General features: G+C 64.6%; 21 protein-coding genes. 6 read left to right on the forward strand and 15 right to left on the reverse strand.

Translation table 11 applies throughout. The features are described from left to right. The first annotated feature begins 24 nt into the window (after window positions 1–24). Window positions 25–1,656 carry a hypothetical protein gene (locus G5C33_RS17765; RefSeq protein WP_165328369.1) on the forward strand — a complete coding sequence of 544 codons (1,632 nt, stop codon included), beginning with the start codon at window positions 25–27 and terminating at the stop codon, window positions 1,654–1,656. On the opposite strand, the gene G5C33_RS17770 is transcribed toward G5C33_RS17765, so the two are convergent. The 5 genes from G5C33_RS17770 to G5C33_RS17785 all read right to left on the reverse strand — a co-directional run bounded on the left by G5C33_RS17770 (window position 1,637) and on the right by G5C33_RS17785 (window position 6,562). Further along, the gene (locus G5C33_RS17770) at window positions 1,637–2,812 is read right to left on the reverse strand and encodes a GNAT family N-acetyltransferase (RefSeq protein ID WP_228275118.1); all 1,176 of its coding nucleotides are present in this window, start codon (window positions 2,810–2,812) and stop codon (window positions 1,637–1,639) included. The genes G5C33_RS17765 and G5C33_RS17770 overlap by 20 nt on opposite strands. Further along, on the reverse strand, window positions 2,809–3,144 hold the full coding sequence (locus G5C33_RS19225; RefSeq protein WP_206518588.1) for a hypothetical protein: 336 nt from the start codon (window positions 3,142–3,144) through the stop codon (window positions 2,809–2,811). The genes G5C33_RS17770 and G5C33_RS19225 overlap by 4 nt, the downstream gene beginning before the upstream one ends. Before the next feature lie 75 nt (window positions 3,145–3,219). Beyond that, the gene (locus tag G5C33_RS17775; RefSeq protein WP_165328370.1) at window positions 3,220–4,530 is read right to left on the reverse strand and encodes a mechanosensitive ion channel family protein; all 1,311 of its coding nucleotides are present in this window, start codon (window positions 4,528–4,530) and stop codon (window positions 3,220–3,222) included. After that, window positions 4,527–5,720, reverse strand: a complete 1,194-nt coding sequence (metC, locus tag G5C33_RS17780; protein WP_228275119.1) for a cystathionine beta-lyase — start codon at window positions 5,718–5,720, stop codon at window positions 4,527–4,529. Before metC ends, G5C33_RS17775 begins: the two co-directional genes overlap by 4 nt. After that, window positions 5,717–6,562: a sulfurtransferase gene (locus tag G5C33_RS17785; RefSeq protein ID WP_165328372.1), complete on the reverse strand. Its 846-nt coding sequence runs from the start codon at window positions 6,560–6,562 to the stop codon at window positions 5,717–5,719. Before G5C33_RS17785 ends, metC begins: the two co-directional genes overlap by 4 nt. Window positions 6,563–6,655: 93 nt before the next feature. Here G5C33_RS17785 and queF point away from each other — a divergent pair, with 93 nt between their 5' ends. The 3 genes from queF to G5C33_RS17800 all read left to right on the forward strand — a co-directional run bounded on the left by queF (window position 6,656) and on the right by G5C33_RS17800 (window position 10,841). Continuing rightward, on the forward strand, window positions 6,656–7,102 hold the full coding sequence (gene queF, locus G5C33_RS17790) for a preQ(1) synthase (RefSeq protein ID WP_165328373.1): 447 nt from the start codon (window positions 6,656–6,658) through the stop codon (window positions 7,100–7,102). Between the two features lie 141 nt (window positions 7,103–7,243). Next, window positions 7,244–9,520, forward strand: coding sequence for a glycosyltransferase family 4 protein (locus tag G5C33_RS17795; protein WP_228275120.1), 2,277 nt, complete (start codon window positions 7,244–7,246; stop codon window positions 9,518–9,520). Window positions 9,521–9,557: 37 nt separating this feature from the next. Then, complete coding sequence (locus tag G5C33_RS17800; RefSeq protein ID WP_165328374.1) at window positions 9,558–10,841, forward strand: glycoside hydrolase family 130 protein; 1,284 nt, start codon at window positions 9,558–9,560, stop codon at window positions 10,839–10,841. Window positions 10,842–10,902: 61 nt separating this feature from the next. On the opposite strand, the gene G5C33_RS17805 is transcribed toward G5C33_RS17800, so the two are convergent. The 3 genes from G5C33_RS17805 to hflK all read right to left on the reverse strand — a co-directional run bounded on the left by G5C33_RS17805 (window position 10,903) and on the right by hflK (window position 14,459). Continuing rightward, window positions 10,903–12,348 carry a Do family serine endopeptidase gene (locus tag G5C33_RS17805; protein ID WP_228275121.1) on the reverse strand — a complete coding sequence of 482 codons (1,446 nt, stop codon included), beginning with the start codon at window positions 12,346–12,348 and terminating at the stop codon, window positions 10,903–10,905. Between the two features lie 165 nt (window positions 12,349–12,513). Next, window positions 12,514–13,377 carry a protease modulator HflC gene (gene hflC, locus G5C33_RS17810; RefSeq protein ID WP_165328376.1) on the reverse strand — a complete coding sequence of 288 codons (864 nt, stop codon included), beginning with the start codon at window positions 13,375–13,377 and terminating at the stop codon, window positions 12,514–12,516. Beyond that, entirely contained in the window at window positions 13,374–14,459 is a 1,086-nt protein-coding gene (hflK, locus tag G5C33_RS17815; protein ID WP_228275122.1) for a protease modulator HflK, read from the reverse strand. Before hflK ends, hflC begins: the two co-directional genes overlap by 4 nt. A gap of 112 nt (window positions 14,460–14,571) precedes the next feature. Between hflK and G5C33_RS17820 the strand changes: the two genes are divergently transcribed. Then, entirely contained in the window at window positions 14,572–15,510 is a 939-nt protein-coding gene (locus tag G5C33_RS17820; RefSeq protein WP_165328378.1) for an Mrp/NBP35 family ATP-binding protein, read from the forward strand. Between the two features lie 10 nt (window positions 15,511–15,520). Then, window positions 15,521–15,949 carry a CoA-binding protein gene (locus G5C33_RS17825; protein WP_165328379.1) on the forward strand — a complete coding sequence of 143 codons (429 nt, stop codon included), beginning with the start codon at window positions 15,521–15,523 and terminating at the stop codon, window positions 15,947–15,949. A 119-nt stretch (window positions 15,950–16,068) separates the two neighbouring features. Here the strand turns inward: G5C33_RS17825 and G5C33_RS17830 are convergent, their stop codons facing one another. From G5C33_RS17830 to G5C33_RS17860, 7 genes are all read right to left on the reverse strand, one after another. Then, window positions 16,069–17,226, reverse strand: a complete 1,158-nt coding sequence (locus G5C33_RS17830) for an aminotransferase class V-fold PLP-dependent enzyme (RefSeq protein WP_165328380.1) — start codon at window positions 17,224–17,226, stop codon at window positions 16,069–16,071. Beyond that, window positions 17,223–17,999: a tryptophan 2,3-dioxygenase gene (locus G5C33_RS17835; RefSeq protein WP_165328381.1), complete on the reverse strand. Its 777-nt coding sequence runs from the start codon at window positions 17,997–17,999 to the stop codon at window positions 17,223–17,225. The genes G5C33_RS17830 and G5C33_RS17835 overlap by 4 nt, the downstream gene beginning before the upstream one ends. 174 nt (window positions 18,000–18,173) lie before the next feature. Next, on the reverse strand, window positions 18,174–19,895 hold the full coding sequence (locus G5C33_RS17840) for a cation:proton antiporter domain-containing protein (protein WP_165328382.1): 1,722 nt from the start codon (window positions 19,893–19,895) through the stop codon (window positions 18,174–18,176). Between the two features lie 39 nt (window positions 19,896–19,934). After that, window positions 19,935–20,765, reverse strand: a complete 831-nt coding sequence (locus G5C33_RS17845; RefSeq protein WP_165328383.1) for a universal stress protein — start codon at window positions 20,763–20,765, stop codon at window positions 19,935–19,937. 133 nt (window positions 20,766–20,898) lie between these two features. Beyond that, the gene (locus G5C33_RS17850; protein ID WP_165328384.1) at window positions 20,899–23,130 is read right to left on the reverse strand and encodes a TonB-dependent receptor; all 2,232 of its coding nucleotides are present in this window, start codon (window positions 23,128–23,130) and stop codon (window positions 20,899–20,901) included. A 184-nt stretch (window positions 23,131–23,314) separates the two neighbouring features. Further along, entirely contained in the window at window positions 23,315–24,133 is an 819-nt protein-coding gene (dapD, locus tag G5C33_RS17855) for a 2,3,4,5-tetrahydropyridine-2,6-dicarboxylate N-succinyltransferase (RefSeq protein ID WP_165328385.1), read from the reverse strand. Continuing rightward, window positions 24,130–24,801 carry a pyrimidine 5'-nucleotidase gene (locus tag G5C33_RS17860; protein WP_165328386.1) on the reverse strand — a complete coding sequence of 224 codons (672 nt, stop codon included), beginning with the start codon at window positions 24,799–24,801 and terminating at the stop codon, window positions 24,130–24,132. Before G5C33_RS17860 ends, dapD begins: the two co-directional genes overlap by 4 nt. Window positions 24,802–24,848: the final 47 nt, after the last annotated feature.

Here is a 24,848-nt window from a genome sequence, read left to right on the forward strand (position 1 = left end):
CCCACAGCGCAGTAGAAGCGCGCGATGCAAGGGGGAACTGCAGAGCCGCGCCGCTGGTGGCAGACGCGCACATTCGTGCTGGTCGCCGCATTGATCACTGCGATTCCGCTGATCTGGCCGCAGATTCCGCCGCTGGTCGACCTGCCCGGCCATATGGGCCGCTACCGCGTCCAGCTCGACCGGCATCTCTATCCCTGGTTCCAGGACTGGTATAATTTCGAGTGGCAGCTGATCGGCAATCTCGGCATCGATTTGCTGATCATTCCGCTGCGCCCGATTTTCGGGCTGGAATTGTCGGTAAAGCTGATCGTGCTGACGATCCCGGTGCTGACGGTCACCGGGCTGCTGTGGATCGCCCGCGAAGTGCATGGGAAGATCCCTGCGACGGCGCTGTTCGCGCTGCCGCTCGCCTATAACTATCCTTTCCATTTCGGCTTCGTGAATTTCGCGCTGTCGATGGCGCTGGCATTGAATGCCTTCGCCTGGTGGCTGCGGCTGGCGCGGCTGGGAAAGTTCGGCTTTCGCAACATCGTCTTCGTACCGATCTCGTTCCTCATCTGGGTCTGCCATACCTATGGCTGGGGGACGCTGGGTGTGCTTGCCTTCTCGGCCGAGCTGATCCGCCATCACGACGCGGCGAAGAAGCCCGGGCAGAAATGGAACGAGGATTTCGTCGGCGTCTGGCTGATCCCCTGGTTCAAGGCGGGCATCCAGTGCATCGTCCTCGCCTTCCCCGCCATCCTGATGCTGATGTGGCGTTCGGGCGCGGTTTCGGGGCAGACGACGGACATGTTCAACTGGCGGGCCAAGGCGCGCTGGGTGACGATGGTGCTGCGCGACCGCTGGCAGTTTTTCGACATCGCCAGTCTGGGCGTGCTGTTCGTCATCGGGCTGCGTGGCATTCGCGATCCCAATATCGGCTATTCGCGCAACCTGGCGCTGTCGGCGCTGTTCCTGATCGCGGTCTATCTGCTGCTGCCGCGCATCATCTTCGGGTCGGCCTATGCCGACATGCGGCTGGCGCCGTACATGCTCGCCATCGCGCTGATCGGCCTGCGGCCCAAGCCGGGACTGTCGATGCGCGGCGCTGCGGTGGTCGCGGCGATCGGCGCGGCCTTCTTCCTCGTCCGTACCGCGGGGACGACCGCGAGCTTCCTGCTCTACGACCGCACATATCAGCGCGAGCTGGCCGCGCTCGATCATCTGCCGGTCGGATCGCGCCTCGTCACCTTCGTCGGCGAAACCTGCCGCAACGAATGGATGATGACGCGCTATCAGCATTTTCCGGGCCTCGCGCTCGAACGGCGCATGTCCTACGCCAACGATCAGTGGTCTATGGCGGGCGGGCAATTGCTCACCGTGCGCTATCGCGCGGCGGGCCGATACGCGCATGACCCTTCCGAACTGGTGACCGACGTCAAATGCCCGCGCGAATGGTGGCGGCCGATCGCCTGGTCGCTGACGCATTTCCCGCGCGACGCGTTCGATTATGTCTGGCTGATCCGGCCGCCCGCCTACGACCCCCGGCTCGAACAGGGGCTGATCGAGGTCTGGCGCGACGGCGACAGCGCGCTGTTCCGCATAGACCATGACGTGCCGCCGGCCGAACTGGTGCCGGAGGACCTGCCGCGGCCGACTACGTCGCTGCCTTTTTGAACGGGGCAAGCTCGCCGAGATATTCCTGCTCGTGCGCCACGGCCATCTTCTCATGCGCGATCCATTGCGCGATCGCGTCGCGAAAGCCGGGATCGGGAATATAGTGCGCCGACCAGGTCGGCACGGGAACATAGCCCCGCGCGAGCTTGTGCTCGCCCTGTGCGCCCGCCTCGACACGCGAAAGGCCGCGCGCGATGGCGGCATCGATCGCCTGATAATAGCAAAGCTCGAAATGCAGGAAGGGCACGTCCTCGGTACAGCCCCAATAGCGCCCGTACAGTGCCTCTCCGCCGATCAGATTGAGCGCGCCGGCTATCGGCACACCATCGCGCTCGGCAAGGATCAGCAGCACCTTGTCCGCCATCGCCTCGCCCAGCATCGAGAAGAAGCGTCGCGTCAGATAGGGGCGGCCCCATTTGCGGCTGCCGGTATCCTGATAGAATTCCCAGAAGATGTCCCAATGCGCCTCTGTGATGTCGCTGCCGGTCAGATGGCGGATCGTCAGCCCCTCCACGGCCCGCGCGCGCTCCTTGCGGATCGCCTTGCGCTTGCGGCTGGCGAGATCGCCCAGGAACGCGTCGAAATCGGCATAGCCGGCATTGTGCCAATGGAATTGCGTGCCCTGGCGGATCAACCAGCCGGCGCTTTCGAACAGCGGGATCTGCGTTTCCGCGACAAAGGTCGCATGCGCGGAAGACAGCCCGTTCTGATCGGTCAGCGCGGCAATCCCCGCGATCAGCCCGGCCGCATAGGCCTGCGGCATGTCCGGCCGCACCAGCAGGCGCGGGCCCGGGACCGGCGTGAAGGGCACGGCGACCTGAAGCTTGGGATAATAACGCCGCCCGGACCGCTCCCAAGCATCGGCCCATGCATGGTCGAAAACATATTCGCCCTGGCTGTGCCCCTTGGCATAGACCGGTGCGACTGCCGCCGCCGCGCCGTCCGGTCCGTCGATCACCACCGGCACCGGTTGCCAGCCCGCCGGAGACCCGGCCGATTCGGAGCGTTCGAGGATCGAAAGGAAGGCGTGGCTGAGAAACGGATTTTCCGCGCCCGCGCAGGCATCCCACTCGGCCTGCGGAATCGAAGCGACGCCATCGGCGATACGCGCGGTGATCGGAGTGCCATCCACCCGTGCAATGTAGGCGAGAATCAAGCCGTTACCAACGTCCGCTTCGCTTTCGCAACATGAAAGGCCTGAAATTCCGCGATTTCCGCTGCGCCGCAGCACATTTCCCCTGTTGCATTTGTCGCAATTGTCCGGCAGTTTATTGCAATCGACCAGAGAAAATCTGGCATGTGGGAGAGGATGCTATGACGGCCATTGTTCGCCGGGTTCGTGGATCCATGGATGTACTGATGCCGCTCGCGGTTGCCGTCGGCACCCTCGGCGGAATGTACATGCTGTTGCTCGAAAAGCTGCAGTAACAGGCCGGCTCCGCGCTCCGGCAAAGATCCCCCAGCTTCCCCGTCGGGGCGCGGCTTCATATACGCCTTTTCTGAACGGGGTTGCCCGCCCGGGCCGATCTAGGCCGCTCGTTCTCCTTTGCCGCCCGCGGATCGCTATTCTGCGGGCGTCTTGCTGTCCGCCTTTGCACCGCCGCTTGGTTCGGGAAGGCCCTTCACCCACACATCGCGCTGCGGGAAGGGAATTTCGACGCCGTTCTCCTTGAACAGCTTCCACACGCGATTGAGCACATCCGACCGGACATTGCCGACCCCGCCTTCGGGATCGTTGATCCAGGCCAGAATCTCATGGTCGACCGAGCTGTCGCCGAACCCGGCCAGCCAGACATTGGGCTTGGGATTGTCGAGCACCCGGGGGCTTTCGGTCGCCGCGCGCAGCATCAGTTCCTGCGCCAGCTTCAGGTCGCTCGCATAGGAAACGCCCACCGGAATACGCACGCGGACATTCTTGTCCGAATAGCTCCAGTTCTCGACTTCCTGCGTCATCAGATTCTCGTTCGGAATCAGATGCTCCTTGCCGTCGCGCGTGATCACCGAAACCGCGCGCACGCCGATCTTGTTGACCCAGCCGAAACTGTCGCCGACCACGATCACGTCGCCCGGCTTGATCGATCGGTCCATGAGCAGGATGATTCCGGCGATCAGATTGCCGACCGTTTTCTGCAGACCGAAACCGACCGCAAGTCCGAGCGCACCGGAAAAAACCGCGAATGCCGTCAGGTCGACGTCGAGCAAATCGATCCCGATGAAGAAAGCGACGACCAGCACCGCAATGCCGGCAAGCTTCTGGAACAGCAGCTTCTGCGTCGGATCGAAGCCGCGGGCATTGGCGATGGTATGGTTGGTGACGCGATTGGCCAGCCGCACCAGCGCGAACAGCACGATCAGCGTCACGGCGATCGTCAGCACCGAATAGAGCGAGAAGCGCCGCTTGCCGATATCGAAGCCCACACGCTGGAGCATCACTTCGATCACGTCGAATCCGCCGATCGCATTGGCAAGGATCGCCACGAAGGCGATCAACCCCATCGTCCATGCGGCCCAGCGCGGGATACCGAGACCGCGCAACACGGCGGCGATAACCAGCCCCGCCGCAATGCCCTCGACGAAGCCGATGACGAGCGCCCCCGGCGCATGCCAGGGCCAGAACGCCGCGCAGATCGCCAGAAGGATCACCACCGACCCGTGACGGACAATATCGCACATCCGCGCGCCGAGCCCTTCGGCATGGCCGCCGACGCGCTTTTCCCAGAACCGCGTGATCAGCGGCCCCAGCCGCCGCCCCGCCAGCCAGCCGAGCGCAAGCGCCGCCGCCGTCAGCGCGACGGCGATGGCGGTTTCGATCAATACCGGGGTGTCCGGGATCGAAATGCCCTGCGCGGACAGCCAGCGTGTGACGTCCCTCATGCAAGCGCCTCGCGGAAGCGCATCAGCCCGGCATCGAGATCGGCGATCAGATCGTCGGGATCCTCCAGCCCGATCTGGAGCCGCACGACCGGCCCTTCGGCTTCCCAGGGAACGACGGTGCGAATCTTCTGCGGATCGACCGGCAGCGCGAGGCTTTCATAGCCCCCCCAGCTGAACCCGATTCCGAACAGGCGCAGCCCGTCGATCAGCGCGGCGCGCTCGCGCTCGCCGCCACCGTTGAGCACGATCGAGAACAGTCCCGAACTCCCCTTGAAATCGCGGACGAAAAATTCGTGGCCAGGGCAGGACGGCAGGCCGGGGTGCAGTACCCGCGCCACTTCCGGCCGGCGATCGAGCCATTGCGCGATATGCATCGCGGCATGCCCCTGCGCCCTAAGCCGCACATCCATCGTCCGCAGCCCGCGCGCACCGAGCCAGGCGTCGTCGGGACTGGCCGTCTGGCCGAGATGATAGGCGCCCTTGCGCAGTTCGGCATATTTACCCTTCGCAGCGGTCACCGAACCCAGCATCACGTCCGAATGCCCGACGACATATTTTGTGCAGGCGAGGATCGAATAATCCACCCCCGCCGCGATCGCGGGAAACAGCAGCGGTGTCGCCCAGGTATTGTCCATCAGCGTCACCAGCCCCTTGTCCCGCGCCACGCCGAGGATCGCGGGAATATCCTGAACCTCGAAGGTCAGGCTGCCCGGGCTTTCGAGAAAGACAGCCCTGGTGCGGTCGGTGACGAGGCTCGCAATCCCCTCCCCGATCATCGGATCATAATAGGTGGTGGTGACGCCGAAGCGCTTGAGAAACTGATCGGCAAAGCCGCGCGTGGGATCATAGACGCTGTCTGCGAGCAGCAATTCGTCGCCGGGAGAAAGCACCGACAGCAGCGCCGAGGACACCGCGGCGACGCCCGAGGGATAGAGCAGAGTCGCCTCGGCGCCGGGCTCCAGTTCTGTCAGCGCATCGGCAAGCGACCATTGGGTAGGCGTCCCGCGGCGGCCGTAGAACAGGCGATGATGGCTGTCGCGCCCGCCCGCCGCGCGCAAGTCGCCGACACTGTCATAGAGGATCGTCGAAGCGCGCCAGACCGGCGGGTTGACGATGCCTTGCGTCCATTCGGGTCTGCGCCCCGCGGTAACGATGCGGGTGGCCTGTTTGTCGTCGTCGCTTGCGCTCATACGGTTCCTGTTGCCTTGGGTGTGTCGGGAAGCGTGCCCCATTCGGTCCAGCTTCCGTCGTACAATGCGGCGGCGTGTCCCAGCAGATGCGCGCCGAAAACGATGATCGCAGCCGTGATGCCCGATCCGCAAGTGGCGACCAGCGGCCGTAGCGGGTCGATGCCGGCGCCGTCGAACACCGCACGCAATTGCGCCCCCCGCTTCCATGTCCCGTCGGCTCGGAAAAAGCTTCCCGACGGGATATTGCGCGATCCGAGAATATGGCCGGCGGCGCAGCCCGGCCGGGCATCCGCCTGTTCCCCCGAAAAGCGCGCGGCGGAACGCGCATCGGCGACCTGCTCGGCACCGCTGACGAGGTTGTCGCGCATCTGATCGAGCGTACGCACCTCGGCGATTGCCGGCGCGACGGGAAAATGCGTTTCGGGGACCGCAACCGACCCCGATTCGAGCGGCCGTCCCTCCGCGCGCCATTTCACGATGCCGCCGTCCAGTATCGACGCCTCCACTCCTGCCAGGCGCAGCAGCCACCATGCGCGACAGGCAGTATAGGGGCTGCCGTCGTCATAGAGGACGATGCGCATGCCGGGGGACACGCCCAGCGCGCCGAGCCGCTCGGCAACAGTGCGGGCGGGCGGCACGGTGGACGGCAAGGGACTTTCCAGGTCGCACAGCGTATCGAGATCGAGGAAGCGCGCGCCGGGAATATGCCCGGCGAGATAGGCGCCGCGGGGATCGCCGGCCGGTGCGCCGGGAATCGTGACCGTATAGGTCGCGTCGATCAGCGCGAGATCGGATTTTCCGATTTCCTCGACCAGCCAATCGCTTGTCACCAGCGCGTCCAAAGCAACTCCTCCGTACCCCGTCTTAGCATCGCCGCGCCGTGCGTCGAGAGGCGCGCGATTGATTGCGGGAGCCGGGCCCAGTATCGGAGAGCCATGAACCCGGTACATCTCGGCAAGGAAAGCACGCTGCCCACTTCTCCCGACGCGGCGGTGCTCGATTATGTTCCCAACCCGCGGGCGGGGACACGCTATCTGGTGCGCTTCGCGGCGCCGGAATTCACGTCGCTCTGTCCGATCACCGGCCAGCCCGATTTCGCGCATCTGGTGATCGACTATGTCCCGCGCGACATGATAGTCGAATCCAAGTCGCTCAAGCTGTTCCTCGGCAGCTTTCGCAATCACGGCGCGTTTCACGAGGATTGCACCGTCGGTATCGGCGAGCGACTGTTCAACGAAATGAACCCCGAATGGCTGCGGATCGGCGGATACTGGTATCCCCGCGGCGGCATTCCGATCGACGTCTTCTGGCAAACCGGCGCGCCGCCCGAAGGCGTCTGGATCCCCGATCAGGATGTTCCCGGATATCGCGGACGAGGCTGAATTCCCCACAATTTGACACGACTCGGCAGCGTAACACATGCTGCAGCGCACCATTGAGCAACCATTTGGCGCCGGGAGAGTTTTGTATCGGACCTAAGGGGCTGAATTGCCCCGAAAAGTCTCAAATTGAAGGGATTTGCCGTGGAACAGCATCACACGCTGGAAACGTCGCGATTGCGCCATGTCGCACTGCTCGGCAACTTCCTGCCGCGCAAATGCGGGATCGCCACCTTCACGTCCGATACGCATGCCGCGCTCACCGAACGTTTTCCCGACCTTCGCGTCGACGTCTATGCGATGGACGACCATCCCGGGCGCTACGAATATCCACCCGAAGTCGTCGCCGCCATCCCGCAGCATGATCCCGCCGCCCATGTCGAAGCGGCACGGGCGATCAGCGAAAGCGGCGCGCAGGCGCTATGGGTACAGCATGAATACGGTATCTATGGCGGTCCGGCGGGCGAAAACCTGATCGCGCTGCTCGACCGACTGACCATCCCTGTCGTCGCCACGCTGCACACGATCCTCGAACATCCCAGCGAAGACGAACGCCGTGTGCTCGAGGCACTGCTGCGCCGCTGCTCGAAAGTGATCGTGATGGCCGAAAAGGGCCGCGAGATACTGAAGCGGGTGCACGGTGCCGACGATCGCGCTATCGTAACGATCCCGCACGGCGTGCCCGATCGTCCGTTTGTCGCACCCGAGACGATGAAGGGCCGGTTCGGCTGGGAGGGGCGCAAGGTGATCCTCACCTTCGGCCTGCTCGCACCCAACAAGGGAATCGAAACGATGATCGCGGCAATGCCCGATATCGTCGCCGTCGAGCCGCGCGCGCTGTATGTCGTACTGGGCGCGACGCATCCCAATCTCGTCGCGCATGAAGGCGAAATCTATCGCGACCAGCTCAAGACGCTGGCGCAGGAGAAGGGAGTCGCCGATCATGTCCGCTTCGTCGACGCCTTTGTCGAGCAGGAACCGCTGCTCGACTATCTCCAGGCCGCCGACATCTACGTCACGCCCTATTCCAATCCGGCACAGATCACATCGGGCACGCTTTCCTATGCCGTCGGCGTGGGCAAGGCAGTGGTTTCCACTCCCTATGTTCACGCGACCGAAATTCTCGCCGATCGTCACGGCGTGCTGGTCGGATTCGGCGACAGCGGCGGCTTCGCGCACGAGATCGCGCGGCTGCTGACGGACGACAATGAGCGTCAGGCCTTGTCGCATCGCGCCTATGCGCGCGGTCGCACCATGTTGTGGCCCCGCTTGGCCGAACGCGCGATCGAAGTGCTGGATAATGCGCGAACCGCCAAGCCGCGGCGGCTCAATCAGCGAGTCGTCGACATCACCCCGATCGAACCCGATATTTCCGCTGTCGAGCGTATGAGCGACACCACCGGCATGCTCCAGCATTCGGTCTATTCGGTACCCGATCGCAATCACGGCTATTGCATCGACGATAATGCCCGGGCGCTGATCCTGATGTGCAAGATGGAGGATCTGGACCCCGTAGTGCGCGACAAGTGGATCGGCATCTACGCGTCCTTCATCCAGTTCGCCTGGAACCCGGAAAAACAGCGGTTCCGCAACTTCATGCGGTTCGATCGCAGCTGGAGCGAGGAAGCGGGATCGGAGGATTCGAACGGCCGCACCATCTGGGCGCTGGGCGTCGCGGCGAACCGCGCGAAACCGCGCAAGCATCGCGACTGGGCGCTGTCGCTCTACGATGCGACCGCCACGCTGGCGCTGCAGCTTCGCAGCCCGCGCGCGATGGCCTTCGCAATGCTCGGCGCCGCCGAAATGCTCGCGGCGCATCCCGGCCATTCCCTCTCGCGCGAATTGCTCGAACGCTTCGGCGAGGATCTGATCGCCTTGCTCGACAAGGCGCGCCGGCCAGAATGGAGCTGGTTCGAAATCGTCCTGGCCTATGACAATGCCCGGCTGCCCGAGGCGCTGCTGCGGGCAGGCAAGGCCCTGGAGCGCGACGATTTCATCGCTGTCGGGCTCGAAACGCTCGAGTGGATCCGCGACCGCCAGCTTTCGCCCGAGGGCCGGTTTCGCGCCGTCGGTACCGAAAGCTTCGGACGTGAATATGCCGATCCGCTTCCGTTCGACCAGCAGCCGCTGGAAGCGCAGGCGATGGTCGACGCGTGCGATGCCGCTTTCACCGCCACCGGCGACCGCAGCTGGATAGCCGAAGCGATGCGCGCCTATCGCTGGTATCTAGGGGCCAACGATCTCGATCTGCCGCTGGCCACCAGTCAGGATGGCGGATGTTTCGACGGGCTGATGCCCACCGGACTCAACCGCAACCAGGGCGCCGAATCGATTTTGGCGCTTCAGCTGGCTTCCTGCGCCATTTCGGTACTTTCAAAGGTGACTGAAAACGTGGCAGGACCGGAAGTCGCCGCCGCATAGAGATCCCGCGCCGGCAAGAGCAAGAGCCGGGGGCGCCATGTTGCAGATTTTCCACCATTCGCTCCGGCTGCGCGCCGATCCTTCGCGAGTGGTGGTCCGGCCCTTTCACTTGTCCTGGCAATCGAACGGGTCGGGGCCGAGCCGCAGCGAGCGGCTGGTCCGCGAAGTGCTGGACATGTCGCCCGCGCAGGCGCGGGTCCAGCTCGACCGCGTGCTCAAGGACTTCGAAAAGCGCCATTGGCAGACGCGCCGCGTCTTCATGACGCGCTATGACGAGATCGAGGCGCAGATGCAGCTCGACGGCGCGCATATCAGCGACGAGAAACGCCAGTTGATCGGCGCCTATTTCTGTCACGAATACAGCTATGCCGCCGCCGCGCTGATGAATCCCAGCGCCGTGCCGCATCACGATCAGAGCGGTCTGCGCGAAGGATCGCTGCGTGTCATCATCTCGCTGCGCGCGGTGGGCGAAGGCCATATCTCCTCGGTCGCCTTTCGCGAGGGGATCATCACCGACCAGGGGGATATCCGGCTGGCGCCCGAACCACCCTTCGCCACCGCCACCGATACACACGGCGACGAAAATGAAGTTCCGCAGGGGCAGGTGACGGTGCTGCGGCATCGCGATTCGACGCTTTCGGGCACCGTCCTCTTTCCGATCACCGCCGCTCAGTCGAACGGACTGGAGGATCTGCGGCTGTGCCAATTCGTCCATGACGATGGAAGCCGCGAATGGATCGGCACCTACACTGCCTATAACGGCTCGCATATCCAGTCGGAGCTGCTGCGCACGACCGACTGGCGCGCCTTCGATCTGGTGCCGATGACCGGCAGCGCGGCGCGCAACAAGGGGATGGCGCTCTTTCCGCGCAAGATCGGCGACAAATATATGATGATCGGCCGGCAGGACGGCGAGAATATCTTCCTGATCCAAAGCGACGACCTCACCCATTGGGACGAAGGCGAGGTGCTGGTAACGCCCGTCTATCCTTGGGAACTGGTGCAGATGGGCAATTGCGGCCCGCCGATCGAGCTGGACGAGGGCTGGCTGCTGCTCACCCACGGCGTCGGCGCGATGCGCAAATATTCGATCGGCGCGATCCTGCTCGACAAGAACGACCCGTCGATGGTGATCGGCCGGACCCGCGAGCCCATCCTGGCGGCGGTCGATCAGGATCGCGAGGGCTATGTACCCAATGTCGTCTACAGCTGTGGCGCGGTGCGCCACGGGGACATGATCTTCATTCCCTATGGCGTGGCCGACAGCTCGGTGGCGTTCGCCTTCGTCCCGATCGAATCGCTGCTCGACCAGATGAGCTGAGGCCGCCGACGCGATCGCGTCGGCGGCCTCCCGTCTTCATGCCCTCACAGCTTCGTCAGGGTCAGCCGTCGATCTGCAGGGGTACGAACCGACCAGCCCGACCGCGCTGGATATAGACGACGACAGTACCGTTACCCGCCTGCTTGGCACCGGTGACGATCTCCGCCAGTTCCTGCGGAGACTTTACCGGCTTGCGGTTGGCGCTGGTGATCACGTCGCCGCGGCGCAGACCCTGCTGCCCCGCCGCGCTCGACGGATCGACGCGCAGCACGACCACGCCCTCGGTCTCGGGATCGATACCGACGCTGCGCGCGATCTGCGGTGTCAGCGGGCGTACGATCAGGCCCAGCGATGCCGCTGCCGAATCGGGCGTTTCGGCCGATGGCGGAGTCGAATCATCATTCGGGTCGAACCCGGCCAGTTCCTCTTCGCTCGGCCGCGTGCCCAGCGTCACCTGGAAGGTCCGGCGTTCGCCCTCGCGAATCACTTCGACCGGAACGCGCTTGCCCGGTTCGATATTGGCGACGAGATAGCTCAGCGTCTGATCGGGGGTCACGTCCTTGCCACCGACCTTTACGACCAGATCGCCGGCCTTGAGGCCCGCCTTGGCCGCTGCCTCGCCCGGCTCGACCCGCGCGATCAGCGTTCCCTTGCCCTTGGGCACGCCCAGCGCATCGGCCAGATCGTCGCTCAGATCCTGCATCTGCACGCCCAGATAGCCGCGCTTGATTTCGCCTCCGGCGATCAGCGTGTCGATCACCGGCTTGGCTTCCTCGGCGGGAATCGCAAAGCCGATGCCGACATTGCCGCCGGTGGGCGAATAGATTTGCGAGTTGATGCCGATCACATTGCCGTTGAGATCGAACATCGGTCCGCCCGAATTGCCGCGGTTGATCGAGGCATCGGTCTGGATGAACCGGTCATAGGCGCCCGCGCCCGTAACGCGATGCACTGCGGAAATGATGCCCGCCGTCACGGTGCCGCCCAGGCCGAAGGGATTGCCGATCGCGACCACCCAGTCGCCGACGCGCGCCGCCGTCGAATCGCCGAAGCGGACGAAAGGCAGGCCATCGCCGTCGATCTTGAGCACCGCCAGATCGGACTGCGCGTCGCGGCCGACCAGCTGAGCCTCATATTCGCGGCCGTCCGACAGCGTTACCGTGATCGATTCGACCACGGCACGGGCATTGCCCGGCGCGACGACATGATTGTTGGTGACGACATAGCCGTCGTCGGAAATGACGAAGCCGGAGCCGAGCGATTCGGCTTCCTGCGTGCGCGAACCGCCGCCGCCCCGGTTACCGAAAAACTCGCCGAACGGCGTACCGGCAAACGGATTGGTCGGCACTTCCACGCGTTGCGTGGTCGAGATATTGACCACCGCCGGCTGCAGCTTTTCCACCATTTCGGCGAAGCTCATCGGCGCATTGGGTCGCGGCGCCTGTGCCTGGATCGCGCCAGGTTCGTTCTGCGCTGTCTGGGCTCCGGCCGGCTGATGAATCGTCATCGTGGCGGCCGCTCCGCCCAGCAGAAGTGCAGTCGTCAGAGCATATGCGTAGCGCACGGTTTCATCCTCTTGCTTCAGGTAACCAGCCCCCGGATCGGGTTCTGCGCCCCGATTCCTGAACACTGATTGAATATGAACAGATCGTCAGTTTCGGTTTCCCCCCGATTATCGACGCCCCTGAAACTCTCGCAGATACTGATTGTCAGGCGACAGGACGATTGTCGGCCTGCCGTCATCGCCGCGATTCTTCCCGTTCTCGCCCGCGAAGGTGTAGCGATAGGACTGCATCGCGCGGTAGAAATCGTAGAAATCCGGGTCCTTACCGAAGCTTTCGGCATAGATTTTCGCGGCTTGCGCATCGGCGTCGGCCCGGATGATCTGCGCTTCACGACGCCCGCGCGCGGCAATCGTCGCCGCTTCCTGACGCCGCGCCGTCCGCATCCGATCGAACGCGCTGTCGAGCGGCGACCCGTCGGGCAGGTCGGCATGCTTGATCCGCACATCGACCACTTCGACGCCATATTGGCTCGCCTGCACCTGCAGCGCGCGCTGGATGCTTTCCATCACTTCGCCGCGCTCGGGGCTGAGCAATGCCGCGAATTCGCGCTTGCCCAGTTCGTTGCGCAGCGCCGATCCGAGCAACGGCCGCAGCTGCGTCGCGACGCCTTCCTCGCTGCGCGCGGTGATCACCATCCTGAGCGGATCGACGATGCGATAGCGCGCGAAAGCGTCGACTTCGAGGCGAAGCTGGTCGGTCGAAAGCACCGGCAGATTGTCCTGCGTGATGCCCTGAACCCGCTTGTCGACCCAGACGATGCGATCGAGGAACGGCACGCGAAAGATCGGTCCGGCGCCGGTATTCCCGAAAACTTCGCCGGTCTGATACGCATTGACGGTGCGGATCGGCTTTTCGAAACGCAGGATCACTGCCTGGCGCGTCTCGGGTACGATCGCCACCGAGCTCAACAGCAGCACCAGCACTAGCAGGATGGCGATGCCGATCGTCATCGGATTGCGGACGAGACTCATTGCTGGCCTCCGTTCTGCTGGGCAGGCTGTTGCTGGCTGCCCTGCGCCGCACGGCGGCGGACTTCGGGAAGCGGCAGATAGGGAGTCACGCCATCGGCCTCGATCACGGTCGTGTTGGCATGTTCGAGCACGCGCTCCATCGTGTCATAATACATGCGCCGCCGCGTCACTTCGGGGGCGAGCTGATATTCCTCATAGATCTTGTCGAACTGCGCCGCTTCGCCCTGCGCCTGAGCGATCACCTGCTGCGCATAGGCGCGCGCGTCGTTGAGGCCTGCCTGCGCCTGTTGCTGCGCGGCGGTGACGGCCTTGAACGCCTCGTCGACTTCCGCCGGCGCGCTTGCGTTCTTGATCGCGACGCCCTGCACCCGGACACCCGAATTATATTCGTTGAGGATCCGCTGCATCAATTCGATGACACGCGCCTCGATCGCGTCGCGACCATCGCCGATCGTCTCGTCGAGCGTCGCAGTGGCGACCACTGCGCGCATCGCGCTTTCGGCAACCGAGCGGACCGTGTCTTCGGGATCCTCGATCTGGAAGACATAGGCCTGCGGATTGGCGACGTTCCAGCGCACCTGATAATCGAGATCGACGATATTCTGGTCGCCGGTGATCATCAGATTGGGCTCTTCGCCGCCGCGCGGGAAATTCTCGTCGCGAATCTCGTCGACATTGACGACGGTGACCGACGCGAAGGGCGCCGGCCAGGTGGGATAGATGCCCGGCCCCAGCACATTCTGGAAGCGTCCGAGATAGGTCAGTACGCCGCGCTGCTCGGGGCCAATGGTGTGGAAGCTGGTGAGCGCCACCCAGGCAAGCAGCAGGCCGCCGATGATCAGCGCCCACAAGCCCTTGCCGCCGGGAATGCCCGGCAAGCCGCCACCAGGACCGCCCGATCCGCCGCCGCCGCGCCGCGCGCGTTTCAGCAAATCGTCGAGCGTCGTGCTGCCGCCGGAGCGGGGACGCTTGCCTTCTGGCGGATAGGCCCAGGGATTGCGCGGACCGCCGCCCGAATCGTCGCCGTCGCCGCCCTTGTCGCCGCTACCGCCGCCCCAGGGGCTTTTCGGCCCTTCGCTCATCAAGATGCCTGTCCATCGCCGCAGGCGTGATCCGATTGTCATGCGTGCCTTTATAGGGATGCAGGCGCGGATTTACAGTGGCAGCGCGCGATTTGTTCCCTATCTGGCCGCTATGACAGATCGCGCAACGCTCGAAGCCGCCCTCGCTCCCGTTTCCGCCGGACGTGCCACTGCCCGCATTACCGAGGGGCGAGCCAATATCGTGCTCGACGTCACCGGCCTGCCCGAATCGGCGCGCGACGCGCTGGAGGCCGATGTGAAGGCCGCCGCGCAGGCACTGCCCGGCATTTCCGACGTCCGCGTTCTGCAGACCAGCGAACGCGTGCAGCGGCGGCTGATCGCCGTGGCGAGCGGCAAGGGCGGCGTCGGCAAATCGACCGTCGCCGCCAATCTGGCGATCGCGCTCAAGGCCGCGGGCCGCAAGGTAGGGCTGGTCGACGCCGATATCTACGGCCCCTCGCAGACCAAGCTGATGCATGTCGAAGGCGTCAAGGCGCAGGCGAAGGACGAGAAGCTGATCCCGGTCGAAACCCCGCACGGTGTTCCGCTCCTTTCGATGGGCGGGCTGGTGCCCGAGGGGCAGGCGATCGCCTGGCGCGGGCCGATGGCGGGCGGCGCGCTGGGCCAGCTGGTCGACGCGCATTGGGGCGACACCGAGACGCTCGTCCTCGACCTGCCTCCCGGCACCGGCGACGTGCAGCTCACCATGATCCAGAAGCACAAGCCAGCGGGCGCAGTGATCGTCTCGACGCCGCAGGATCTGGCGCTGATCGACGCGACACGGGCGATCGACCTGTTCAACAAGGTCAATGTCCCGATCATCGGCCTGATCGAGAATATGGCGGGCTATGCCTGCCCGCATTGCGGCCAAGTCTCCGATCCCTTCGGCAAGGGCGGCGCGGAAGCGGCGGCGAAGCAGCTCGGCATTCCGTTCCTCGGCCGCATTCCGCTCGACATCGCGATCCGCACCGCGTCCGATTCGGGGAACGCTGCGGACGACCCTGCGTTCGCTGACATGGCGGGCAAGGTCGACCAATGGCTCGCCGGATAAGGAGTAGCCCATGCCGCTGACCCGCGACGACGATATCGCCCTTCTGCTCAAGGAAACCCGCACGATCGCGATGATCGGTGCGTCCGACAATCCCTCGCGTGCTTCATACGGCGTGATGGCGTTCCTGCAGCGGCAGGGATATCGCGTGATCCCGATCAATCCGACGATCACCGGCGAACATGTGCATGGCGAATTCGTCTTCCGCGACCTTTCGCAGATCGGCGAGCCGATCGACATGGTCGATGTGTTCCGCAATTCCGAGGCCGCGGGCGAAGCAGTCGACCAGGCGATCGCGGCCGGGGCGAAGTCGGTGTGGATGCAGCTCGGCGTCGTCAACGAAGCGGCGGCCCAGCGGGCCGAAGCGGCGGGGTTGAAAGTGGTGATGGATCGCTGCCCCAAGATCGAAATCCCCCGGTTGGGGCTGGAGCCGGTGGCTTAGGCCCTGCCCCTGCCAATAAAGACCCCTTTGGGCTGAGCCTGTCGAAGCCCTGTTCTGCCTTTCTCCAACGTTGGAAAAGAACAACCGCACTTCGACAAGCTCAGTGCGAACGGACATTGTTATTCGGTTGGCAGCCGCCCCAGCACCGCCAGCAACTCCGCGACATCCTTTTGGTCGTGGTAGAGGCCGAACCCGATCCGCAGCACATCGGCGCGGACATCGGTGACGATATCCTGCGCCGCGAGCATTTCCTGCCATTTGGCGGCATGCGGCGTACGGAAGGCCAGGAACCGCGCCTGCGACCCCTTGCCGGGCGGATTCAGCAGCTCTGCCTCTCCAAGCGGGGAGTCGTCCAGCCCGCCAAGCAACTGGTCGCGCAGCCCCGCTACATACGCGCTGACAGTGGCGGTCGTGATCCCCTCGTCCGCCAGCATGTCGCGCACCGCGACGAAGCGATAGAGGCCCGAGGGATCGAACGTCGCGCCCAGAAACCGCCGCGCGTCGGGGGCATAGCCCACCTGCCCCGTCGATAGCGAAAGATCGTCGAACTCGGCATACCAGCCGGTGATTTCGGGGCGCGCGCCGAAACCCGGCGGCGCATGGAGAATGCCGACGCCCTCCCCCGCCATCGCATATTTGTATCCGCCGGAAAGGTAGAAGGCGCTGTTGGCGAGCGGCGCGAGATCGGTCTCCACCGCCATGAAACCGTGATAGCCGTCGACCACCAGCCACGGCCCCTCGGGCCGCGACAGCGCGGCCAGGCGATCGAGCCCCTGCGTCACGCGGCCGGTGCCGAACATCACCTGGCTGACGAAGATGAGGTCATGGTCGCCCGAAAGCGCGCGTTCGAGAAAGGCGGTTTCGAACCCCTCGCCCACCGGCACGGTTTCGAGTTCGACATGCCCCGCCTCCACCCAGCGCGCGATCTGGCGGCGGAAGCTGTGAAACTCGCCGTCGCTGGTCAGGATACGCACCGGACTTTTGCCGAGCGCAGAGACGATGCGGATCAGGAAATCATGCGTGTTGCCCGCAAAGGCGATGCTTGCCGGATCGGGAAGTCCCAGTTCGTGCGTCACATGGTGCTGCGCGGCGGGCCACAGCTCCTCCATCACCCGCCCCCATTTGCGGTCGGCGAGCCGGGCGGCGTCCTGCCACGCGGCGATCTGCCCCACATAGCTGGCGTCGGGCCAGAGATGGTGGCTGTGCGCGGCGAAGTGCAGCCGGTCGGGCGCGGCGGCGAGGCTGCGCTGGAACAGGTGTTTGTAGCTAGCGCTCACAGCTGCGTCCGCAGCGTCCAGAGTTCGGGGAAAGCGCGCTTCGACAATGTGGTCTGCAAATATGGCACGCCCGCCGTGCCACCCGTCCCGCGCTTGCCGCCGATGATGCGGCTGACGGTCAGCACATGCTTGTGGCGCCAGGTCGCGAGCGCGTCGTCGATATCGACCAGCTTTTCGGCGAGCTGATAGAGATCCCAATATTTTTCGGTATCGCGATAGACTTCCGCCCACGCGTCCTCGACCTCGGCCGAAGGCTCATAGGGTTGCGGCCAATCGCGCTTTAGCACTGCATCCGACAGGCCGAAGCCGGCACGCGCGAGCGCGGCATTGGCGTCGTCCCACAGGCTGGGCATCGCCGCGAATTCGAGCGTCAGCGGCCCCGGCTCGCCGCCGCCGCGCAACCCGAGCAGCGTTTCGACCGCGCGAAACTGATCCGATTGAAAGCCCGAGGAGGAGCCGAGGACCGAGCGGAATTCGCTGTAATCGCTCGGCGTCATCGTCGCGAGAATTTCCCAGCTCAGCGTCATCACCGACTGGATCCGGCTGACTCGCGCCAGGCTCTTATAGGCCTCGATCAGCCGCCCCTCGCCGATCAGCGCCTTGGCGAGCAGCAGTTCCGCGATCGCCTGTTTGAGCCAGAGCTCCTTGGTCTGGTGGATGACGATGAACAGCAGCTCGTCATGCTTGTCCGAAATCGGATGCTGCGCGGAGAGAATGTCGTCGAGCGCGAGATAGCGCCCATAGGTCATGTCTTCGGGTGATTCGCTGCTCATCACGCGCCTCCCGGCACGGCGTTCACGCAGTGAAAGGAGACAAAAGAGACACCACGCCCCCCATGATTTCCCCTCTCCGCACGGAACGACCGGATCGGCGTCGCGCGCGGGCTGCAATGGATCATATCGGTCATAGGCCCGGCTGTAACGCGACCGGGCAATGTAGGACAGGCCCTATGCCGCCCATTCGCGGCTCTCGGCGCGGTAGCGCTCGATGATCGCGCGCGCCGCATCGTCGGGAATGCCGACGCTGCCGAGCAAATCCTCCGACAGGCGCAGGCTCGCCTCGGTGGTTTCCGGCGTCGCGCTGGTCGCGCCGAGTTCGATCAGCCGACGCGCATGTTCGGGATCGCGGGCCCGCGCGAAGATCGGCACGTCCGGCCAGGCGCGATGGACGGCCCCCACCAGATGCTCCGACGCACGCCCCTGATCCATCGTCGCGGCAAAGGCGCGTGCCTGTCGCAACCCGAGATGTTCGAGCACTTCGGGCTTGCTGGCATCGCCGAAATAAACAGGCGCGCCGCGCCTGCGATGCTCGGCTACCAGCTCGGGATCCTGATCGAGCGCGACATAGGCGATGCGATTGTCCTCGAGCAGACGGGCAAGCATCTGGCCGACCCGGCCGAAGCCGCCGATCACCACGCGATCGGCCATGTCCTCGGCCTGCGGCATCGCTTCCTCGCTGCCGAAACGGTCGCGGACCGCCGCTCCGGTGCGCCGCGCAAGCAGCTCCAGCCCCGGCGTCAGGAACATGGTGACGACGACGACAAGCAGCATGAACTGGCCGACATCGCGGTCCATCACAGCCACCGACATCGCGGTCGTCACTGCGACGAGCGCGAATTCGCCGCCTTCGCCGAGCAGCAAAGCGGTTTGCGCCGAGGTCGCCCAGTTCAGCCCGAAGGCGCGCCCGAGCGGGACCATGATCGCGGCCTTCAAGAGGATCAGTCCGATCGCGGACATCACCACCAGCCCGAGCTGCGAATAGACCGCATAGGGATCGAGGCTCATCCCGACGGAGATGAAGAACAGCGCGAGCAGCAGCCCCTTGAACGGCTCGATATCGCTGTTGATCTGGTGGCGATATTCGGTGCCCGAAAAGAGCAGCCCGGCAAGGAAGGCGCCGAGCGCCATCGAAAGCCCCGCCGCCGCGGTAAGCGTCGCGGTGCCGATGACCAGCAGCAGCACCGCCGCCATGAACTGTTCGCGAATGCCCGAAGCCGCGGCGATGCGCAGCAGCGGGCGCACGATCAGCCGCCCGACCGCAAGGATGCCCACGATCACGCCGACCGCCATTCCCAGTGCCTTCAGCGCCGAAAGCAGCACCGGCCCTTCGGTCTGCGCGCCGAACACGCCGATCAGGAACAGGATCGGGACGACCGCGAGATCCTGAAACAGCAATATCCCGAACGAGGCCCGGCCCGCGGGCGTGGAAAGCTGCAGCTTTTCGGACAGGAGCTGCATCACGATCGCTGTCGACGACAAAGCGAGGCAGAGGCCGAGGATGATCGAGGCCCCGGGCGGATTGCCATAGGCATTGGCGATCAGCCCGATGGCGAGGCCGCACAGCAGCACCTGCGCGCCGCCGAGCCCGAAAACCAGCTTTCGCATCGCCCATAGCTGCGCCAGCGACAATTCCAGCCCGATCGCGAACAGCAGGAAGACGACGCCCAGTTCGCCGATCGTCGCGACGCCTTCGGCATCATGGACAACGACATGTTCGAGCACCGGCCAGGTTCCGGCCAGCCTGCCCAGCCCATAGGGACCGATCAGCAGGCCGACGCACAGAAACCCGAGTACCGGACTGATCCGAATGCGGTGCGTGAGCGGAATAATGAGCCCGGCCGCAACCAGAAAGAGCAGAATCTCGCTCAGAAACGGGATGTCGGCATGCATGGCCGTCTTGGTACCGTTCCTGTTGCCGGCAGGTAAAGCCTATTGCCGAACGGGCCGCACCACCAATGTATCGCTGTCGACATATTTCAGGATCTCGGCCGCGCGGCTGCCGATCGCGGCGCGCGTGAGCCCGCCGGCGCCGTGGGTGCCGATCACCAGCAAGTCGAATTTCCCGTCGTTCAGGCAGTCGCGGAGCTGACTGTAGAATTCGCCGACTTCGACCAGCGTGGTCATCCGGTCGCGCACCGATGCGGGCAGATCGGCATCGGCAACGAATTTCTTCATGTCGCGGTCGGCCTGCTGCTGAATCTCCAGCTCGGTGCCTTCCTTGCCCAGAAACGCCTCATAGGCGGCGTGGCAGCCATGCCAGACGGTGATTTCGGCATCGGGGAAGATCGCGGCGGCCCGCTCCAGCGCCTGGCGTGCGCAATCGGAAAAATCGGTAGCGAAGAGCAGGCGGCGATAAGGCGCGCTCGCCCGCGCCTTCACCACCAGCACGGGAACCGGCGCGCGGCGCACCAGCGCTTCGACCGCCGTTCCCAGGAAATAGTCGCTGATATTATTGTATCGCGCCACGCCGGTCAGGATCAGCGACGGCGATCGCGCGTCCACCAGCTTCAATATCTCGTCATGCACGGCGCCGCTGCGCACCAGCGGCTCGGCCTCGCACCCCGCCCTGTCGACGATGGCCTGCAATTCCTCCCGCGCCGCCTGCTCGGCCGCATCGCCGTCAGTACGGCCGGGTTCGACGACATGCAGCATGAGGACCGATGCATCCAGCTGGTCTCCCAGCAGCATCGCACGGTCGGTGGGTCTGTCCGATCTGGCGGTCAGATCCGTCGCCAGCAATATCGCCTTCGCATGTGCCATTACCATTACCCCGGTACATTTTCGAGACGGGAGAGACCGTACCGGAAAGCTTCACGGCTGCGCAAGCAACCGGCGAGTCCCGACAAGCCGGGCCGCGGTGCGACCCGGCTTTCATCGCCGATGCGGTATGCGATCAGTAGCTGTAGCCGAGCTGCAGCCCCACTTCGCGCGGACGGCCGTAGGCGGCGAAGAAGCCCAGCCCGCTGACCGCGGTGTTCGAGATATAGGTCTCGTTGGTGAGATTGCGGCCATAGATGCCGAGCCGCATATGATCGCCGAACGTATAGCCGAACCGGGCGTTGACGATCGTATAGTCCGGCTGTTCGACGACGTGATACAGGTCGTGGAACTGCGAACTGGTGTAGCTCACCGTCACATTGCCGTCGATGATCCCGCCCGCCGTGTAATGCTCGTAATCCAGCGCGACATTGCCGCTGAACTCCGGCGCGCGCGGCAGGCGATAGCCGGTCGCGTCGAACAATACCGAAGCGAAGCTGCCATCGGGATTGCGTGTGCGGCCGTACGAGGCGGCGTTCGGGAAGTCGGTATATTTGGCTTCGGGCACCCAGGTCGCGGCGCCGCGCAGGCGGAAATCGTCCGAAAGGCGGAAGCTGGCATCGGCATCGAAGCCCCAGACGCGCACCGGCCCCGAATTCTGAAGGAAGACGGCAGTGCCGGTAAAGCCCTGCTCCTGCTTGTTGGTATAGTCGTAAAAGAAGCCGGCGAAATTCACGCTGTTGCCGCCATCGGCATATTTCAGCCCGGCTTCATAGGCCGTGTTCTTTTCCGCCTCGACCGGCGCATAGGGCGGCGTGCTGGCGGTGTTGGCGATGCCGGTCAGGCCGCTCTTCTCGCCGACCGAGAAGCTGGCATAGGCATTGAGCGTCGGCGTCAGTTCATATTGCGCGGTGATGCGCGGCACGAAACTGTTGAAGTCGCGCTGCTTGTTTACGGTCGCCGCCGTGGTGGCGGTGTCGTCGCGGCTTTCATGTGTGTAGCGCCCGCCCGCGGTCAGCGTCAGCCGGTCGGTCGGATGCGCCTCGATCTCGGCATAGCCGGCATAGGCGTCGATCTCGAAATGCTCGGCCTTGGCCAGCATGCCGCCGTTGGGAATGATCGGTTCCTGCAGATAGGCGATCGTATCGGTGCGGTTGCGATAATAGAAGAGCCCGGCGGTCAGCTGGAAGATGCCCCAGCGTTCGGACGCGAAATTGAGCTCCTGCGAGAAGGCCTGGGTGTCGACGAAATAGGAATATTCGACGCAGGCGAAGGTCGCGAGACAAGTCGGCGACGATTGCGAATGGGTGAGCGACACCAGGTTGACGATCGAATTGTCGTTATACCCGGTCAGCGACGTGAACGTCCCCACGCCATCGACATCGAGCTCGATACGGGCATCCGCCGCCCAGGTTTCGACCGTTCCGACATTCATCGGGCCGCCGAAGCCTGAGTTATAGGCAGTGTGATAGGGCTCGGTCGGAACGATCGACCCCGGATAGGCCGATGCGACGGAAAGCCCGTCGACCGCGGTCGAGGCATTCGACCCTTCGTCGTCATGACTGAGGTAGAAGCCGCCGATCTTGATCGAGAGATTGCCGGTCGGCTCGAACAGCAGTTTCGCGCGGGCATTGGCGCGGCGGATCGTGCCGTAGCTGTTGCCGTTGGTCTCGTCGGTCAGAAAGCCGTCGATCCAGTCATAGCCGCCCGACAGGCTGACCGCGACGGTATCGCTGATCGGCGTGGTGACGAAGGCGCTGGCGGCGATGTGCGGCGAGCTGCGGCTGCCGCCGTCGCCGGTGAAGGCGCCGCCCGAAATCTGCATGTCCATCTGCGGCGTGAACGAGGGATCGCGCGTGAAGACCCGGATCGCGCCGGCGACCGAGTTGCGCCCGAACAGCGTGCCCTGCGGCCCTTTCAGCACTTCGACGCGCTCGACATCGGGCAGCGTCGATCCCAGCAGCTGCGGCGTGTAATAGTAGATGCCGTCGACATAGAGCGCGACAGCGTTTTCGCTGCCGCCGGTGCTGACCAGCGTGCCGACGCCGCGGATCGAGGGCTGGAACGCCGTACCGACACCGCCGAAGGACAGGCCCGACACCGCGTTCTGCAGATCGAGGACATTGTCGACGCCCGACTGGGCGAGCTGTTCGGGCGAAAGCGCGGCGATCGTCAGCGGCACGTCCTTCAGCCGCTGTTCGCGGCGCTGCGCGGTGACGACGATTTCGTCGCCCGCGACATCCTGCACAGCGACGGGTGCAGGGGGGGTTTCCTGGCTGTTTTCAGCATCGCTGCCGGCCTGCTGGGCCAAGGCCGTGCCCGGCATGACGATGAGGCTCGCGCCGAGCGCGAGGCGAAGACCCTTCATGTTCCTACTCCACTGTTACGCATCCGCCGGAAATTTCCGATCCGGGCAGCCGCACGCATCGGTGCCGGCTCGCGAAGCAGGATAACGTCCCGCCCGGCCCGAAATCAACGCGGGCCGGGCAGGTATCGCCATTGGGAATTGTCAGGATTTTCGCTGCCAAGTCAGCATTTTGCGGGAACCAAAATCAGTCCCGCAGCAACTCGTTGATGCTCGTCTTGCTGCGCGTCTGTTCATCGACCCGCTTGACGATCACCGCGCAATAGAGGCTCGGCTTCCCTTCGCCGCCACCCATCGTGCCGGGAACCACCACCGCATAGGGCGGCACTTCGCCGCGGAAGACTTCGCCGGTCGCGCGATCGACGATCTTGGTCGAGGCGCCCAGATAGACGCCCATCGAAAGCACCGCACCCTCACCGACACGAACGCCCTCGGCCACTTCGGAACGCGCGCCGATGAACGCGCCGTCGCCGATGATGACGGGATCGGCCTGAAGCGGCTCGAGCACACCGCCGATGCCGGCACCGCCCGAAAGGTGGACATTCCTGCCGATCTGCGCGCAGCTGCCCACCGTCGCCCAGGTGTCGACCATCGTGCCTTCACCGACATAGGCGCCGATATTGACGAAGCTGGGCATCAGCACCGCGCCCTTGCCGATATGGCTGCCGTGGCGGACGATGCTGCCGGGCACCGCGCGAAAGCCCGCCTTGCGGAACGCGTCTTCGCCCCAGCCGTGAAACTTGCTCGGCACCTTGTCGAACCAGTTGGCGCCGCCCGGGCCGGGCATCACGACATTGTCGTTGAGGCGGAAGCTGAGCAGCACCGCTTTCTTCAGCCACTGATTGACCTGCCAGCCGCTGTCGGTCGGTTCGGCGACGCGCGCGGCACCGCTGTCGAGCAGGTTGAGCGCTTCGGCGACGGCCTCGCGCACTTCGCCTTCGGTCGACGGGCCGATATCGGCGCGCGCTTCCCAGGCAGCGTCGATGGTGGCGGAAAGATCGGTCACGCTTGTTCCTCCATGATGGCGTGCAGCCACGCCGCGATATCGGGCACCGTGTAATCGACATAGCTGCGGTCGGTGCAGTTCGGCGGCTGCTCCGATCCATTGTCGACCCATACGGTCGTCATGCCGATTTCCTTGGCGGGTTTGAGATTGCGGGCAAGATCCTCGACGAACAGCGACTGGCCGGGATCGAGGTCATAGGCGCTGCACAGCCCGCGATAGGCAACCGGGTCGGGCTTGGGGCGATAGTCGGTCGCATGGACGTCGTGGATCGCCTCGAATGCGCCGGAAAGCCCCAGCCGTTCGAGCACGCGCTCGGCATAGGGCACATCGGCATTGGTGAAGATCAGCTTGCGTCCGGGCAGCCGCGCGATCGCGCCGACCAGCGAATGATCGTGTTCGAGCGCGTCGAGCTCGATGTCGTGCACGTCGTTGTAGAAATCATGCGGGTCGACATCGTGCTCGGCCATCAGGCCGTTCAGCGTGGTGCCATGATTGTAGAAATAATGTTTCTGCACGCGCCGCGCCTCGACCGGGTCGAGGTCGAGCAGCCGCGCGACATAGTCGCCGATCCGCTTGTCCACCAGCGCGAACAGCCCCGCGCTCGCCGGATAGAGCGTGTTGTCGAGATCGAAGATCCAGTTGCGGACATGGGCAAGCGCGGCGTGCATCGCCGCGCGCTCTAGGCGCTGGGGCGAACGCCCGCAACGGCCGTGCG

It is taken from the genome of Sphingosinithalassobacter tenebrarum (assembly GCF_011057975.1).
Classification (GTDB): Bacteria; Pseudomonadota; Alphaproteobacteria; order Sphingomonadales; family Sphingomonadaceae; genus Sphingomonas; species Sphingomonas tenebrarum.